General features: G+C 60.1%; 19 protein-coding genes and 1 pseudogene. 9 read left to right on the top strand and 11 right to left on the bottom strand.

The window, feature by feature from the left end:
- Positions 1–2: 2 nt before the first annotated feature.
- Positions 3–155: a hypothetical protein gene (locus JEY66_RS14930; protein WP_162136737.1), complete on the bottom strand. Its 153-nt coding sequence runs from the start codon at positions 153–155 to the stop codon at positions 3–5.
- 673 nt (positions 156–828) lie between these two features.
- Positions 829–1,578, bottom strand: a complete 750-nt coding sequence (locus JEY66_RS14925) for a CBS domain-containing protein (protein ID WP_016844698.1) — start codon at positions 1,576–1,578, stop codon at positions 829–831.
- Between the two features lie 137 nt (positions 1,579–1,715).
- Here JEY66_RS14925 and JEY66_RS14920 point away from each other — a divergent pair, with 137 nt between their 5' ends.
- Positions 1,716–2,093, top strand: coding sequence for a hypothetical protein (locus tag JEY66_RS14920; protein ID WP_018272947.1), 378 nt, complete (start codon positions 1,716–1,718; stop codon positions 2,091–2,093).
- Between the two features lie 491 nt (positions 2,094–2,584).
- On the opposite strand, the gene JEY66_RS45430 is transcribed toward JEY66_RS14920, so the two are convergent.
- Positions 2,585–3,019 carry a universal stress protein gene (locus tag JEY66_RS45430; protein WP_370143846.1) on the bottom strand — a complete coding sequence of 145 codons (435 nt, stop codon included), beginning with the start codon at positions 3,017–3,019 and terminating at the stop codon, positions 2,585–2,587.
- 783 nt (positions 3,020–3,802) lie between these two features.
- Here JEY66_RS45430 and JEY66_RS14910 point away from each other — a divergent pair.
- Entirely contained in the window at positions 3,803–4,522 is a 720-nt protein-coding gene (locus tag JEY66_RS14910) for a CBS domain-containing protein (protein ID WP_026193112.1), read from the top strand.
- A 62-nt stretch (positions 4,523–4,584) separates the two neighbouring features.
- Here JEY66_RS14910 and JEY66_RS14905 read toward each other — a convergent pair whose 3' ends face one another.
- Positions 4,585–4,812 carry an MBL fold metallo-hydrolase RNA specificity domain-containing protein gene (locus JEY66_RS14905; protein WP_016841891.1) on the bottom strand — a complete coding sequence of 76 codons (228 nt, stop codon included), beginning with the start codon at positions 4,810–4,812 and terminating at the stop codon, positions 4,585–4,587.
- Positions 4,813–5,201: 389 nt separating this feature from the next.
- Here JEY66_RS14905 and JEY66_RS14900 point away from each other — a divergent pair, with 389 nt between their 5' ends.
- The 3 genes from JEY66_RS14900 (at position 5,202) to JEY66_RS14890 (ending at position 6,901) form a co-directional block, all read left to right on the top strand.
- Positions 5,202–6,038: a universal stress protein gene (locus JEY66_RS14900; RefSeq protein ID WP_018272950.1), complete on the top strand. Its 837-nt coding sequence runs from the start codon at positions 5,202–5,204 to the stop codon at positions 6,036–6,038.
- 313 nt (positions 6,039–6,351) lie between these two features.
- Entirely contained in the window at positions 6,352–6,555 is a 204-nt protein-coding gene (locus tag JEY66_RS14895) for a hypothetical protein (RefSeq protein WP_125459145.1), read from the top strand.
- A gap of 97 nt (positions 6,556–6,652) precedes the next feature.
- On the top strand, positions 6,653–6,901 hold the full coding sequence (locus tag JEY66_RS14890; RefSeq protein WP_370144325.1) for a ChaB family protein: 249 nt from the start codon (positions 6,653–6,655) through the stop codon (positions 6,899–6,901).
- A gap of 183 nt (positions 6,902–7,084) precedes the next feature.
- Here JEY66_RS14890 and JEY66_RS45425 read toward each other — a convergent pair whose 3' ends face one another.
- From JEY66_RS45425 to JEY66_RS14860, 7 genes and pseudogenes are all read right to left on the bottom strand, one after another.
- Positions 7,085–7,222 carry a BON domain-containing protein gene (locus JEY66_RS45425; protein WP_369527285.1) on the bottom strand — a complete coding sequence of 46 codons (138 nt, stop codon included), beginning with the start codon at positions 7,220–7,222 and terminating at the stop codon, positions 7,085–7,087.
- A gap of 21 nt (positions 7,223–7,243) precedes the next feature.
- Positions 7,244–7,891 carry a BON domain-containing protein gene (locus tag JEY66_RS14885; protein ID WP_026193113.1) on the bottom strand — a complete coding sequence of 216 codons (648 nt, stop codon included), beginning with the start codon at positions 7,889–7,891 and terminating at the stop codon, positions 7,244–7,246.
- 232 nt (positions 7,892–8,123) lie between these two features.
- A pseudogene (locus JEY66_RS14880) lies at positions 8,124–8,339 on the bottom strand (host attachment protein); the annotation flags it as partial.
- Positions 8,340–8,510: 171 nt separating this feature from the next.
- Positions 8,511–9,137 (bottom strand): S1C family serine protease, encoded by a 627-nt coding sequence (locus JEY66_RS14875; RefSeq protein WP_240536905.1) that lies wholly within the window; start codon positions 9,135–9,137, stop codon positions 8,511–8,513.
- A 165-nt stretch (positions 9,138–9,302) separates the two neighbouring features.
- Positions 9,303–9,803 carry a hypothetical protein gene (locus JEY66_RS14870; RefSeq protein ID WP_016841884.1) on the bottom strand — a complete coding sequence of 167 codons (501 nt, stop codon included), beginning with the start codon at positions 9,801–9,803 and terminating at the stop codon, positions 9,303–9,305.
- A 177-nt stretch (positions 9,804–9,980) separates the two neighbouring features.
- Positions 9,981–10,427, bottom strand: coding sequence for a c-type cytochrome (locus JEY66_RS14865; RefSeq protein ID WP_240536904.1), 447 nt, complete (start codon positions 10,425–10,427; stop codon positions 9,981–9,983).
- A gap of 273 nt (positions 10,428–10,700) precedes the next feature.
- Positions 10,701–10,865 carry a hypothetical protein gene (locus tag JEY66_RS14860; protein WP_018272953.1) on the bottom strand — a complete coding sequence of 55 codons (165 nt, stop codon included), beginning with the start codon at positions 10,863–10,865 and terminating at the stop codon, positions 10,701–10,703.
- A 136-nt stretch (positions 10,866–11,001) separates the two neighbouring features.
- Between JEY66_RS14860 and JEY66_RS14855 the strand changes: the two genes are divergently transcribed.
- The 4 genes from JEY66_RS14855 (at position 11,002) to JEY66_RS14840 (ending at position 12,519) form a co-directional block, all read left to right on the top strand.
- Entirely contained in the window at positions 11,002–11,235 is a 234-nt protein-coding gene (locus JEY66_RS14855; protein ID WP_016841882.1) for a DUF6894 family protein, read from the top strand.
- 10 nt (positions 11,236–11,245) lie between these two features.
- Entirely contained in the window at positions 11,246–11,437 is a 192-nt protein-coding gene (locus tag JEY66_RS14850; RefSeq protein ID WP_075968396.1) for a hypothetical protein, read from the top strand.
- A gap of 40 nt (positions 11,438–11,477) precedes the next feature.
- The gene (locus JEY66_RS14845; RefSeq protein WP_016841881.1) at positions 11,478–11,831 is read left to right on the top strand and encodes a hypothetical protein; all 354 of its coding nucleotides are present in this window, start codon (positions 11,478–11,480) and stop codon (positions 11,829–11,831) included.
- A gap of 160 nt (positions 11,832–11,991) precedes the next feature.
- Entirely contained in the window at positions 11,992–12,519 is a 528-nt protein-coding gene (locus tag JEY66_RS14840; protein ID WP_016841879.1) for an Hsp20/alpha crystallin family protein, read from the top strand.
- The last annotated feature ends 75 nt before the right edge of the window (positions 12,520–12,594 follow it).

The raw sequence follows: 12,594 nt of genomic DNA, 5'->3' as shown, positions 1-12,594 counted from the left end.
GATCACTGCACGAAGAACGTTTCAATTGCCGCTTCGCTGGAGCAGATCAGCACGACATCGCCGTAAGGCATCAACAAATCACAGGCCACAACATCGCAATGCCGAGCCATGCGCCCGTCGCGATATTCTCGGCCAACGCTTGACCGAACAAGCATCTTCAGCCTCTCGACCGGCATAGTGGATCAGGAAGCCGCATCAGCACCCACCCCACTCCCTCTCCTTGAGATGGGACTGCAGCAGGATGGCGTACTCGCCGTCTTCGTACAGCAATACGAATGGAGCCGAGCCGCCCCGCACTACCTCAACATCATCGGGTCAAGGGGCACATTGGCCGGCGCACGTGCATATCGAGCGGAGATCGGCATCCACGGTGATGGCCGACCGGCTTGGCGTGTTGCTACCGCCTTTTCCCACATCGGCCAAATCTACGATATCTCATTGAATCGTCCGCCGGGGCAAGACACCGCCTTGTCGGCACGGTTGCCGACCTACAATCGAAATACTTACACGCGCGCTACGAAGTAATGTCGCGGATCCAAATCTCGGTAATACAGGGACGCGGCAACTTGGTCGATTGCTCGAAATACGGCCACCTTGGCCTCGTGCTGCGTGGGGGCGGTGTCGGATTGGCCGGACTTGGTACTGGTGTGGATGGTCCATCGCCATCCCTTGGGATAGATCGACTGAATGATTGAGTATTCAATTCCTTTGTACGATCCAACGCTCATGATGTCTCACCGTCGGCTGGACTCGCGGCGAATGCCACGACATCCGCGCTGACCACCGCGGTCACGATCAACGGAATAAGCAGGATCGCGCGGCGCACGATCATCCTGCAGTCTCCTTCGCTGCGTTTGCGGCGGCCGTTCGCTCATCCTCTGCGGATTGGATATAGTAGCCGGAATAGGTATCGACGTAACACAGGTGGTCATGCACCTCCCTGACACCGGTTGTGTTTTCAGCGGCAACGATAGCCGCCAGCCTCGCCCGCTCGTCCATAATGATCCCGCGGAGATGTACCACGCCGTTGCGGACCGAGACCTGCAGACCCAGTGGACACCAGCTTGCGCCGTCGAGTGCCCGAACGATACGGTCGTGGATGTGTTTATCATCCGCCGTGGGATCCGGAACCTCGTGGGCAACAGACGCAACCGCCCGCAGCAGGTCAGCGCGCGTAACGATGCCGACAAGATGACCGTCGCGCATCACCGGCAACCGCTTGATGCCTCTCTTTTCCATGACTTCGACCAGATCGGGCAGAGGCGCCTCTTCCGTGACGGTGATGGGATCACGCGACATGATCTCTCCCACCTTCCGCCCGCGCTCGTGGACAAAGTCAGCAGCTGCGTGGCCCGAGCCGAGAAGGAACAGAAGCCAGCGGGCACGGCGGCGTTGCGTGCCGATCTCGCTTCGCCGTAAGAAGTCGGTCTCCGACAGGATGCCTACCAGTCTTCCAGTCGCATCGACCACCGGCAAGCCGCTAATGTGATGATCCATCATCAGCTTGGCTGCGTCGAGAATCGGTGTCCCGGTTCCGACAGTGATGATGTGTCTCGCCATGATTTGATGGGCGCGCATTGCCGCTCTCCATTCAACGCTTCGGTCAATCTCCCACAAGCGCGACTCATTCGTTTTGATCTCCCGCAAGCCTGACGGGAATCAAAGCGCCACGACCGATGATCGGAGATGTTGCTTCGTAAATGCCAAGCGCAGCCATGTTGATCGCCGGAACCAGTACGGCCGAAGCTATCGAGTTGACGCATATCAACGCGCAGGTAGCGCCTATATGCGACTTGAACCGGCACTGGTTCGAGCAGATTCAGGTCGAATCGAACGAAGCCTGGGAGCTGTTCCGCATGTTCAATTCCACCGCCTCCGTGGCCGAGAAGGTCACGGCTCTGCAGGACTGGGCCAAGGGCGTTACCGCGCGTAGCGCGAATGACGCGACGTACGCGATCGAGACCGCGCGTTCGCCGGGTACGATCGAGCTGAACCTGTTTGCACGAAAGATCATTGATGTCGACGAGAGCGGCCTAACGTGCCGGCACGCGACGCTCCAGAGCGCCCAAAGAACGGCGTCAGCGAAACGATAGGCCTGTCTTCGCCGCACAAACGGCTCATGCCGAGCGGCCGTTCGCTTTCGCCGGAGGCCGCGGTCCGGCGATCGTCACCGCCCTGCTCTGCCTCGTCGTCAGCGCCAAATTCCTCGGGAGAAGTCTGGTCACTGAACCTGCGGATCTGATCGATATCGCTTGCGTTGCGATCCGTGGCCCGGTCCTCGGCTTCTTGGGCAATTGCTAGCATGAGTCCGGCAATCTTCATCGCACGCCTCCCTTGGCGGCAGCAACCTTGTTGATTCCAAACAACCGCTCGTAGTCGCAATCGGAGATTCTGCAAACCGCGCCTGCGGCAAGACGATTGAGGCGCGACTGCAACCCAAGCAGAGTGAAGCCTGCGTCCATCTACGTTACCAACCATCCTTCATACGCGCGCCCGTCGGCAACCGCGCCAAACGGCAATGGCGACCGCAAGACCGAGATCCTCAGGAGCCACCGTCACCGCGACCGTGGGAGACACAGCCGATCTAATGCGACATCAGCAGGCAGATTGGGGCCTGCTGCAGCAAGCCCCGCGTCATGCCGCCGAACATCCATTCACCGAGCCGGCTATGTCCATAGCCTCCGGTGACGATGAGGTCGGCGCCTTCGCTCTTTGCCAGTCTGACAAGGTACGTACCCTGCGTCCGGCTCGGCCGTGTGGACGCGAACGTCGGTGGATCGCGGCGTCCTGCTCGTCCGACGTGCAGATTTCGGCGACTGTCACTTTCCCTCATGACGACAGCGCCGGTCCCTTCCAGCAGTTCGTCAACCGCCTCGCCGCCGGGCGCGCGATGAATGCCGACCGCCGCCAGTTGCATTCCCTTCGGGCCGTCCCACTCGCTGGCATTGATCGCCGTCACGACCGCACCCTTCAGCAAGCCATCTACGCCGAAGCAGGAATAGAGGAAGCTGGCGAGCACGTGTCCCGCCCGATCGCCCAGCGGCTCCTGCGCTGTCGTACCGATGACGCTGCAGTCCTTTTGCATACGCCCCTCGGTCTTCGATATTGGAACGGTCCAGGGGAAGGGCGGCGCCGCCGACGGGGATACAATGGCGAACGCCCCCCTTCATTCAACGCAGCCAGCAACACGATCTGGCCTCTCTCAAGGACGTGCGTGTTCGGCCTGCAAGGACCAGAGCTTTGTAACGCAGTGATCGCTCGTGACATTTGCGCCAGATCAAACCGCGCGCACTTTGCCGCTTGCGTCAGAAACTGGAGGAGAAGCAGGTTCCGTGAAAGCGACTTTGGCGGGAAACATCTGCTTCGGGAACGTCGATGGCCGGACAAATCTCCTAGTCGCTTGTCGCTCTGTTGATCCAGAGCAAGGACTTCCGCCGCGATGACATTCAATTTCAGACTACCGTGCAAATCGGAGTCGCCGGAATGACGAGCGAAACAGCAAAAGCCATCTTGATGATTCTCTTGTTCGTATCGCTTTCGACTGCCATCCACCTGTCGGGGCGCAGCGCAACGAAGCGGCTGCGAGCATTCGCGCTGCAGACGCTACGCCGCAAACATCGTCGATAGGACCGTCCCTCGCGCGCCGGTGTATCGATAACAGCTAACGATATCGGTTGGCCTTGAATCTTCCTGACGACCGGATTCAGATCGCGGCGAGCAACATTGCGGCCTGTTGCGCCAAGTCAAAGCGAGGAGCATTAGGCCTGTCATTTTTGAAGCGACAGACCCATTGGAGGCATTCATGCGCGCCCACCAGATCATGACCAAGAATGTCGTCACCGTTACGCCTCGGACCTCGATCGAGGAGGCCGCCAACATCATGCTTCGGAACCACATCAGCGGCCTGCCGGTCGTCGACGACGGCAAGTTGACGGGGATCGTCTCGGAAAGCGACTTCTTGCGCCGCGGCGAGATCGGAACCGGGCGCAAGCGTTCGGCCGTTCTTCGCTTCCTGCTTGGACCCGGGCACGCAGCCGCGGACTTCGTCCACGAGCGCGGTCGAAAGATCGAGGACGTGATGACACTGGAACCGGTCACGGTCGAGGAGCAAACGCCGCTCGAGGAGCTGGTGCACTTGATGGAGAAAAGAAACATCAAGCGCCTGCCCGTGATGCGCGGCAAGGACGTTGTCGGCATCGTGACCCGGTCAAACCTGCTCCAGGCCGTGGCCAGTCTGGCGCATGAGATCCCGGACCCGACCGCGGACGACGATCACATCCGCGATCGTATCCTCCAGCAGATCGACGCCGTGAGCTGGCGTCCCATCGGGTTCGAGGTGACCGTCCGCAACGGCGTTGTCCATCTGCATGGCATCGTCACCAGCGACCATGCGCGTGAGGCAACCATCGTGGCCGCGGAGAACGCTGCCGGCGTCAGGAAGGTGCACGATCACCTCTGCTTCGTGGATACGTATACCGGATTCTACGTCGAATCTCCCGAGCACATGAAGGCTGCGGGCTGAAACGACAGACAGCTCAAAATGACCGTTTGGCCCGGATTGTCCCGTTCGGCTGCGCAGCCCGTCTATAGATCAAACACGTCGCCCGGACGCGGCAGCTCGACCCGCTGTCCTTCCAGATGCGCAGCGGGCGCCAGCATTGCGGGCTCTTCGCCATGGACGAGAAACGTTGCCTCGCATCCCTCGATCGTGCGTCGCCATGCGAGCAGCTCCTGCTGGTCCACATGAGCTGAAAATCCGTTGATGGTGTAAATCGTGCTGCGAACCGCAATGTCTTCGCCGAACAGGCGCACGATGGCGAGTCCTGCCGCCGGTGCACATCCCGGATCCGGCCATGATGACGGCACCGCCGGTTATCCTGTTGATGGCAACCGAATCGGCGCTCTCGCGGACGACGCAGGTTTGCCGGATGCAATGGATCCCGCCCCTCACGAAACATCGAAGCGGCCTCGGAGCTGACACATTCGGAATGCCGCTTGAATATCTCGGTTGCCGAGATCGCCATCGGCGAGTCCGGGAAGTTCTGCATGGCCGGCGGCAACCTGCGAAAATCGCGACCCTTGTCGACTCCGCCTTTGAGTTAGCGGCGCCCGCGCCCTGACATGGATCAATACGCGACTGCCCGGCTGCTGGTTAAGAGTTCAAGATAGATAGTCGTCACACACGCTGGAAGGAGCACCTTATGTTCCGGAATATGCTGGTTCTGATCCCGTCTGAACGGCCGGTCCGACCCGTCGTGGATGGCTCCATTTCCCTTGCCGACGCTTGCAGCGCACACATTGCCGCGTTGGCAATAGGCTATGAGCCGGCCAACATCCCGATCGCGGCAGTCGTATCTCCTGCGACCCCGACCATTTTTGAGGAAGAGCGGCTTCGTGCCATGGAGCGCGCAGAGACCGCGATCAACGTGTTTGAAAACGAGGTCGGGAAGACGGGTCTCGCCTACACGTGCCGTACCATGAGCGCAATTCCCGCGGAGGCCGTCGCGTTCGCATCCGCCGCCGCACGACTCCACGATCTGACCATCGTATCCCAGCCCGATTTCGAACGGTCTACGTTCGATAACGATCTCTCGACGGAAATCCTGTTTCAGTCGGGTGGCCCCGTGCTGTTCATGCCCCACACGTTCCGGGGGCCGCTCTCGCCACGACGCATCGGTATCTGTTGGGATGGGAGCCGCCTCGCCAGCCGCGCGTTGCGGGATGCAATGCCGTTGCTCAAGAATGCAGAAGCCATCACCATTGCGACTATTGATGACTCGGAAACTATACCCGATGAGGCTAGTCCGGAGCGGCTGGTCCAGCACCTGGCACGGGCGCCCCTGTCAGCGAAAATCGTGAAGGTTTGCGCACAGCATTCAGAAATTCAACCGGCCCTTCTCTCGGTCGCGGCGGACCAGAGACTGGATCTTCTGGTGATGGGCGGCTACGGCCATTCACGCTTCCAGGAAAGGTTTCTCGGAGGGGTCACGCGCGAGATGCTGCAAAGCATGCCGCTCCCGACGCCCATGTCGCATTGATCGGCGCGGTGAATTCAAGAAGCGGCCTTGCGAGGCGACTTCACCAGGCGCGGTTTCACATCCAGGTACACGCAGACAGCGCTGGCCGGGTTCCAGCAACGTGTGAACGGCATCGAGCCATGGCGCGCCCGGTTTGATCGTCGCGAACGGCAGGCCAGGCTGAATTGGATCAACAGACCCTGCAACTTTTGTAGTCTTCGTTGCTGCAAGGCAGTTTGGCGAGCTGTCAGCTCCTCCGCAAGAGCCCTTAGGGAACGATCCCAAATTTTCAGGCGCGGGATCCCAAGGCAAGCTTTATGTGAAGGAGCTGGCCATGAATCATACTTTCCACGCGGCAGACCGCACGACCCATAGGAAGATCGTCGTGCTCGCGGCAGTTGCTGGCATCGCAGTGACGATTGGCGGGTTACATGGTCGTAGCGTCTCCGGCATCAACAGCTTGCGTCCCAAAACCACAGTCCATCTTTCTCTCGCACCCGACGATCTCAATCCCGTTGCCGTTGCCGATTTGAGGTAGCGTCGACCTTTAAACGCATAGAGCCGATCCGCTATGGGTCTTCCAAAGCTCCCAACTGCCCCTAATCGCTCGTGCATCCGGGGCATTTTTTCCGGACATGCGCGGGACGTGGGGCGAGGTGCCAGCAGAGCTGTATATGCCTTACCAGTCGAACAACGACCTTCCGCTTCCGATACGCAGTCACCTGCCGCCGCACGCCCAAGATATCTATCGTGAAGCCTTCAATCATAGCTACGCAGCTCACCGCGGTGATCCGAGGCAAGAGGAGATCGGTCACAGGACTGCATGGGCGGCGGTCAAGCGATCTTATGTCAAGCAAGGCGATCGTTGGATTGCACGGTCATAACCTGGCCTAGACGAGCTAATTCGTACAGCCCGACGGTGTCCTCGCCCGTGCCGCCATTCGTGCCGGTCGATGCGCCGTGTAAGAAACGCGACGAAGATAATCATTTACCCGTCGCGTCCAGTCGGATCGAGGTCAAACTCGACTGATTCTTTGAAGCTCGACGCTCTCCGTCCGCGCCAGCGGTCAGCGAACGACGATCAGATCGTCGACCGACATCACGCCCGGAACAGACCAGGCCGCATGCTCGGCGGCGCTCCGGTCGCGCCAACTGTCCACCTCTCCTTGCCGATCGTGGTCGCAGGAAGGCCAATCCCCGGCCATCCTGCCACCAACCACAGGAGTTCAGCCAACCGTTAGCCTGTCCTCAACCGAGTGAACGCCAGGTGCGGACCAGGCGGCGTTTTCGATCGCACGCCGTTCCTGCCAGTTGCCAACCATGCCCTCGAGAACAATGCAGTCGTTGTCTCGAACGGAGACCCGGACCGCCCTTGCCTGCGTCTCGGCGCGCCGCTTCAACGCGCCCTCGATCTTGGCCTTGACGTTCTCAGCCTTGATGCGCGGCGCGACCTGGATATTGTTGCTGATGCCGCGAATGCCGGAAAGCTTTCCCACGTCATGCTCCGCCGCCCGCTTCTGGAAATACCAGTCGACGTTTCCCGACAGCGTGACCCAGCCGTCACGAACCAGAACGGTGACGCCCGCCGGCACGACCGTGTCCCAGGCGAGGATGTCGAGCGCCCGTTTTGCAATTTCATCGTCGGCGGTCTTCTTGTCGCTCGGCGCGCGAACGTCGATTTCGTCCGCGATCGCCTTGACGCCCTTGACCCGCCGCGCCGCCGAGATCGCCGAGAGCTTCTCAAGATACGTTTTGACGTAGCCGCTGAGCGTGACGACGCCGCCTTCCGCCATCACACCAATATGGGCAGCGTCCACGCTCGGCTCGAACTCCAGCTCGTCCAGTACATCCTGACGCAATTGCAGTGCCGTCATGGCGGCCTCCATTGTTTGATCGGAAGCCACAATGAACCGCCGACCGCCTAACATTGCTTTGCGCTCGATCAACTGCAGGACTGGATTCGACCGAACGATCGATGGACGTCTCAGCCCGTTGATTCGCTTGGCAATCGGTTCGCTCGCTTCCGTCGAGCAGCCAGCGGCGCCAGCCCACCAAGACACGAGCACGTCAAGCCTCCGCGCATTACAGCCTTGGCTTCGCAGCGCACTATCGCATGGGAGACGCAAGCGCTTCCACGACGTGCTTTACGAGTTCCCGGACAGCAAGCTTCGTCAGATCCTTGGGAATCTCTGCAATGATATGGCGCTTGACGTCGGGATGCAGCGTCGCCCGAAGTTCGGCCGGCGTGCGCGGCGGAGCGACGATGACAAGCGCCGTCGCCTTTCCACTCCGGATGATCTCCTCCGCGGCCCGCGCAACCCGCTTTGTAAACCGATACTCCTCGAGTTCGTGCCAGTTCGTCGGCTCGACGGCCCCCTCTGACCGGAGGCGATCCCCTTTACGAAGTGTCCCGCACGATCACTGAGCAGCTACCATTCAGCCTGCTAGTCAGATCGGTCGTACCATAAAGCGATCCGCGATCCCGCGGAACGCCTAATTCATTCTGACGTAGAGGCGATCGATGGCATCCGAGGGAATCGCGAGGCCAAAGGCTCGCCCGGATTCGGTTTCATCGGCGCCGGCGGCAACAATGCCGATCACTTCGCCCCGCAGATTGAACAGCGCTCCGCCTGAACTGCCGCGGTCCAGCAAGGCGTCGGTCTGAATGAGATCCTGGCAGGGGATTCCAGGCCGCGAACGATGCAGAGCGCTGACGATGCCGAAGCTGACGCTCGGAGCGGATCCCGAGGAGCCACCGACGGCAAGGACGAAATCGCCGGGCTCGGCGTCGATCGACCGACCGATGCGGGCTGCGGTCAGGCCGGACGCCGAAATCCTCAGCATCGCCAGGCCATACCGCTCGTCGGCCACCACGAACTTGGCATCAAGCTGACGCCCATCCGGCAATCGGACCGCAAGTGTCTCGGCGCCGCGAATCAGATGATTGCTTGTTACGATCAATCCGGGCTCCGCCTTGATGATGACGCCTGCACCATACACCTCTTTCGCCGTGAGAGACGGTCCGCCGGGAGACGCAGGCCCAAGGGCCATCGAGCGGGAAGCCGGCGCCGTTTCCGTAGTGGCCTTTATGCCGACGACACTTTGGACGACCTTGCCCACGAGGGGCGCAAGCGATTGCACGTCCCGGATTTCCCCTGCTTGCACCGGCCCAAGCCAGACTAGGAGCATCCACGTCATAAGGGCGATGAATGACGATCGGCGGCCGGACCACGTCCACACCAATTTGCGGCAGGGTCTTCTCGGGTCCATTGGCGCCCGCCCCGCCTATTCGGCTGCGGCGATCGGCAGCACGCCAGGCCGTTCCGCCGCAATGATTGCCTTCCACAATGCAACAATACTGTTCTGGGTGGTTGGCAGAGTCGAGCAATGCCCCGCGGCGTCAAAATCGCAGAGCCGCGCTGCCGGATCGTCACACATTTCCGCAAACGCCCGATTGATGTGGTCGAGACATTCCAGGAGCTTGGTGATGCTCTCCAAACCGGCACGACGCTGAAGGTCGAGGAGTCGGAAAGTCACGACTGGCGGCGATCCGTAGGAGATCTCGGGATGGGCGAGCCCGAAGAACACTTCGACAGCCGATGGCACCTGCCTAATTCGACTAAGAAGGTTCGCCGCCTGAGTTTCCGTGCAGGCGACCAAGCGCGGCAATTGCGTACCCGCTGCCGATCCCGGAACGAGAGCCGCCGATATCTGCTGCTCAAGCCAGAGACGAACGGGAGCCGGGGCACTCTGAATCTGCTTGGCATCGAGCACTATGCTGGTCATCGTTGATCCTCCGCTACTCTATATTACTAGCGAGTCTGCTCGCAGCGGCCTTGATGAGGATCAATGTTAGGGGCAGTTCGCCTTCATGCGCGCAGGCTGCGCCCATTCATTGCGGCAGATCACGTCGCTGCGGCCGAGCGCGGCGGCCGCACGGTCGTCCCGATGCCTTCGCGACCGCTACTTCTGCTGAATGCGGTTCAGGTAATCGATAACGGCGAGGATGCGTGTGCGCACGACGACTTCGCGCATATCCCGCGAAGGATCGAGCGCATCGTAGGGAGGATCGACGGTGTGAGGCAAGCTCTTGACTGGGTTGAACCGTTCTCCCCAAGTGGGCATTTCATGAGTGCCATGCGCGGAAATTGCCTTCCGTCCGTCGATAGTTTCGTAGACGGCGCTTATGGGAAAGACCCCGTTGTTGTTCTTCGTCAAGGTCGTCAAATCGGTAGGCGGCACCTTCAGCTGCGCGCTGACCGGTCCTTTGCCCTTTCCATCCGCACCATGGCAGCTGGCGCACGAAGCTTGAAATTCCGCCTTGCCGACATCAGCATCCTCGGCATGAACGGCCGCAGCGACAATAGCGGTCAGACCGCCAATCAGAAACGACTTAAGGCAACCGGTCATCATATCGCGCCCTGGCCTTTGGATAAATTTGTCTAGCGGCGGTGGGCTCATCTCAATTTGACGTACATCAATGGCTCGTAAACCCACACACAGAGATCAACCAAGCATTTGGTTCCTGAGCTTTCATGCAGCACGATCTCGGTAGTCGGCCCGAAACTCCTCGACAATCAGTTTAGTACCAGGTTGTCATCCAGAGAGAGTGTCAGTCAACCCCCGCCCGAAGCGCTGGCTACCGCCTTTGTGCCGGATCAGCTTATTTGCCCTTCAGCACAATCAGGGCCGCTGACGAACTGCGCTGCCAATCCAGGCCGCAAAGATGATCAGCATCGCAATGCCGGCTGTACTGAGCGCAATCTGAAGCACGACGCCGCCCGCGAGCCGTACCAACAGCATGTGGCATCCAAGCGAGGTCAGCACCTTCGCGCTTTGCGCGACCACTTTCCCGCTAGCTGATCGGACGAAGGTGCTGCCCGCGCCTGTTGATCCTCCGTGAATGCCCTTAGGTGACCGACCGGAATTTTCGACTAATCGGGCCGGGACTAATCTCAACAAATATCCAGCTCGGGAGAAGTCCATGACCGAGGTCTACTTCCACTATTTCAATGCCAAGGGATCGCTGGTCGATGGGCGCGCGGCCGCCCTCATGGATCTGGCGGATGCACGCGCATATGCGGAACTCATGGTGCGCTCGATCATCATGCGTCCCGGCCCCGAAGACTGGCGCAGCTGGGTGCTGCACGTCAGCGACGATCTCGGCGACGAAATACTAACCCTGCCCTTTGCTTCCGTGCTGGGCAAACTGCATTGAGGAGCGTGCCATGACCTACCACCTAACGCCACCGCTTCGTCCGAGCCTCAACGCTTTCAAGGCGAAGTGGCGCAAACTGATCGCAGACGTCCTGATCGCAGACGTCCGTCACCCCTATCGTCCGGAGCTTCACTATATGAGGGGCCCTGGCCCGAAATGGCGCGCCAAGCACCAATCGTCCCCCCAGAGCTGCCCGTCTTGATGCCGGCGACATCACCGCGATTGACGGCCCTTGGTCTAGAATGGTTCGATCTGCCGTCGGATCGTTTGGGATCTGGCCTGATCTCTTTGGCCTCCTCGTCGGCCAAAAGCCTGCGGATAATGGACCGCCTATCCTCGTTGGTCTCTTCTTCGAGGAGTTTTCGGTAACGACGGACGTTGTGAATGAAGCGGTGCGAGACATGGGAGCCCGGGAGCCTGAAATCGCGCCGCATTGCCAATTCGGCGGAGGTTGGGACGTCCTTTCTTCATATGCCGGGCGCTTCGTCTTCCGGGAAATTTTCGCTTCGACCGCCCTGATCATGGCAACCCTTCTGACCATTCCGGAAGCCGGTGTTCTCTTCCAGATCGCGACTCCGCCGTGCTCGTGCTTGTGATCGTCACCGGACCTGCTGCTGGCGGCTGGTCCGAATTCTGGAAGAAGCTCGAAAAGCTTCGCGTTGCGGCCGTCAACGGCGCGGAAGAAGTTTGAGGGACATCAAGGAAGCCGGAGTTGATCAGGCCTAGCCTTTGTTTAAAGCTACAAGGGAGATTGTCATGACAGAAGCAGCTATCAAGTTGCCCATCAAGACCGAGTCGACGTCGGCTGCTCAGCCGGCTAAGAACTGGCAACCGTTCGAAACACTGCGCAATCAGATTGACCGGCTGTTCCATGATTTCCAGTCCGGCTTCCTGCAGGCGCCGTCCTACCGTTCACTGTTGGACATGGAGCCGTTCTGGCGCCGCGACCTCGGCTTTAGCGTCACGCCGGCGATCGATATCGTCGAAAAGGAAAAGGCGTTCGAAATCACCGCCGAACTTCCGGGCCTGGATGCCAAGAATATCGACCTCCAGCTCTCCGACGACGTGCTGACGATCAAGGGCGAGAAGCAGGACGTGAAGGAAGAGAAGGCCAAGGATCGCTACGTCTCCGAGCGTCGCTATGGTTCTTTTCGTCGGTCGCTGCAGATCCCCGGCAGCGTCGATGCCGACAAGATCGAAGCGACCTTCAGGAACGGCATACTGACTGTTTCGCTGCCAAAGTCGCCCGAGGTGCAGAAGCAGAAAAGCATCCCGGTGAAGTAAGCGCGTCGCCATCCCGCCGGCCTGCACCGGACGGTGGGACACGTCGCATCATCCCACGACTCCAATTTATTTGGC

This window comes from Bradyrhizobium elkanii USDA 76 (assembly GCF_023278185.1).
Lineage (GTDB): Bacteria > Pseudomonadota > Alphaproteobacteria > Rhizobiales > Xanthobacteraceae > Bradyrhizobium > Bradyrhizobium elkanii.
The sequence above is the reverse complement of the archived record's forward strand: the minus strand, read 5'-3'. Positions and strand labels throughout refer to the sequence as shown.

Excerpts from the sequence above, each read along its gene's own strand:
- JEY66_RS14930 (WP_162136737.1), bottom strand. The coding sequence starts at position 155 with ATGCTTGTTCGGTCAAGCGTTGGCCGAGAATATCGCGACGGGCGCATG.
- JEY66_RS14925 (WP_016844698.1), bottom strand. The coding sequence starts at position 1,578 with ATGCGCGCCCATCAAATCATGGCGAGACACATCATCACTGTCGGAACC.
- JEY66_RS14920 (WP_018272947.1), top strand. The coding sequence starts at position 1,716 with ATGTTGATCGCCGGAACCAGTACGGCCGAAGCTATCGAGTTGACGCAT.
- JEY66_RS14910 (WP_026193112.1), top strand. The coding sequence starts at position 3,803 with ATGCGCGCCCACCAGATCATGACCAAGAATGTCGTCACCGTTACGCCT.
- JEY66_RS14900 (WP_018272950.1), top strand. The coding sequence starts at position 5,202 with ATGTTCCGGAATATGCTGGTTCTGATCCCGTCTGAACGGCCGGTCCGA.
- JEY66_RS14895 (WP_125459145.1), top strand. The coding sequence starts at position 6,352 with ATGAATCATACTTTCCACGCGGCAGACCGCACGACCCATAGGAAGATC.
- JEY66_RS14890 (WP_370144325.1), top strand. The coding sequence starts at position 6,653 with ATGCGCGGGACGTGGGGCGAGGTGCCAGCAGAGCTGTATATGCCTTAC.
- JEY66_RS45425 (WP_369527285.1), bottom strand. The coding sequence starts at position 7,222 with ATGGCCGGGGATTGGCCTTCCTGCGACCACGATCGGCAAGGAGAGGTG.
- JEY66_RS14885 (WP_026193113.1), bottom strand. The coding sequence starts at position 7,891 with ATGACGGCACTGCAATTGCGTCAGGATGTACTGGACGAGCTGGAGTTC.
- JEY66_RS14870 (WP_016841884.1), bottom strand. The coding sequence starts at position 9,803 with ATGACCAGCATAGTGCTCGATGCCAAGCAGATTCAGAGTGCCCCGGCT.
- JEY66_RS14865 (WP_240536904.1), bottom strand. The coding sequence starts at position 10,427 with ATGACCGGTTGCCTTAAGTCGTTTCTGATTGGCGGTCTGACCGCTATT.
- JEY66_RS14855 (WP_016841882.1), top strand. The coding sequence starts at position 11,002 with ATGACCGAGGTCTACTTCCACTATTTCAATGCCAAGGGATCGCTGGTC.
- JEY66_RS14850 (WP_075968396.1), top strand. The coding sequence starts at position 11,246 with ATGACCTACCACCTAACGCCACCGCTTCGTCCGAGCCTCAACGCTTTC.
- JEY66_RS14845 (WP_016841881.1), top strand. The coding sequence starts at position 11,478 with ATGGTTCGATCTGCCGTCGGATCGTTTGGGATCTGGCCTGATCTCTTT.
- JEY66_RS14840 (WP_016841879.1), top strand. The coding sequence starts at position 11,992 with ATGACAGAAGCAGCTATCAAGTTGCCCATCAAGACCGAGTCGACGTCG.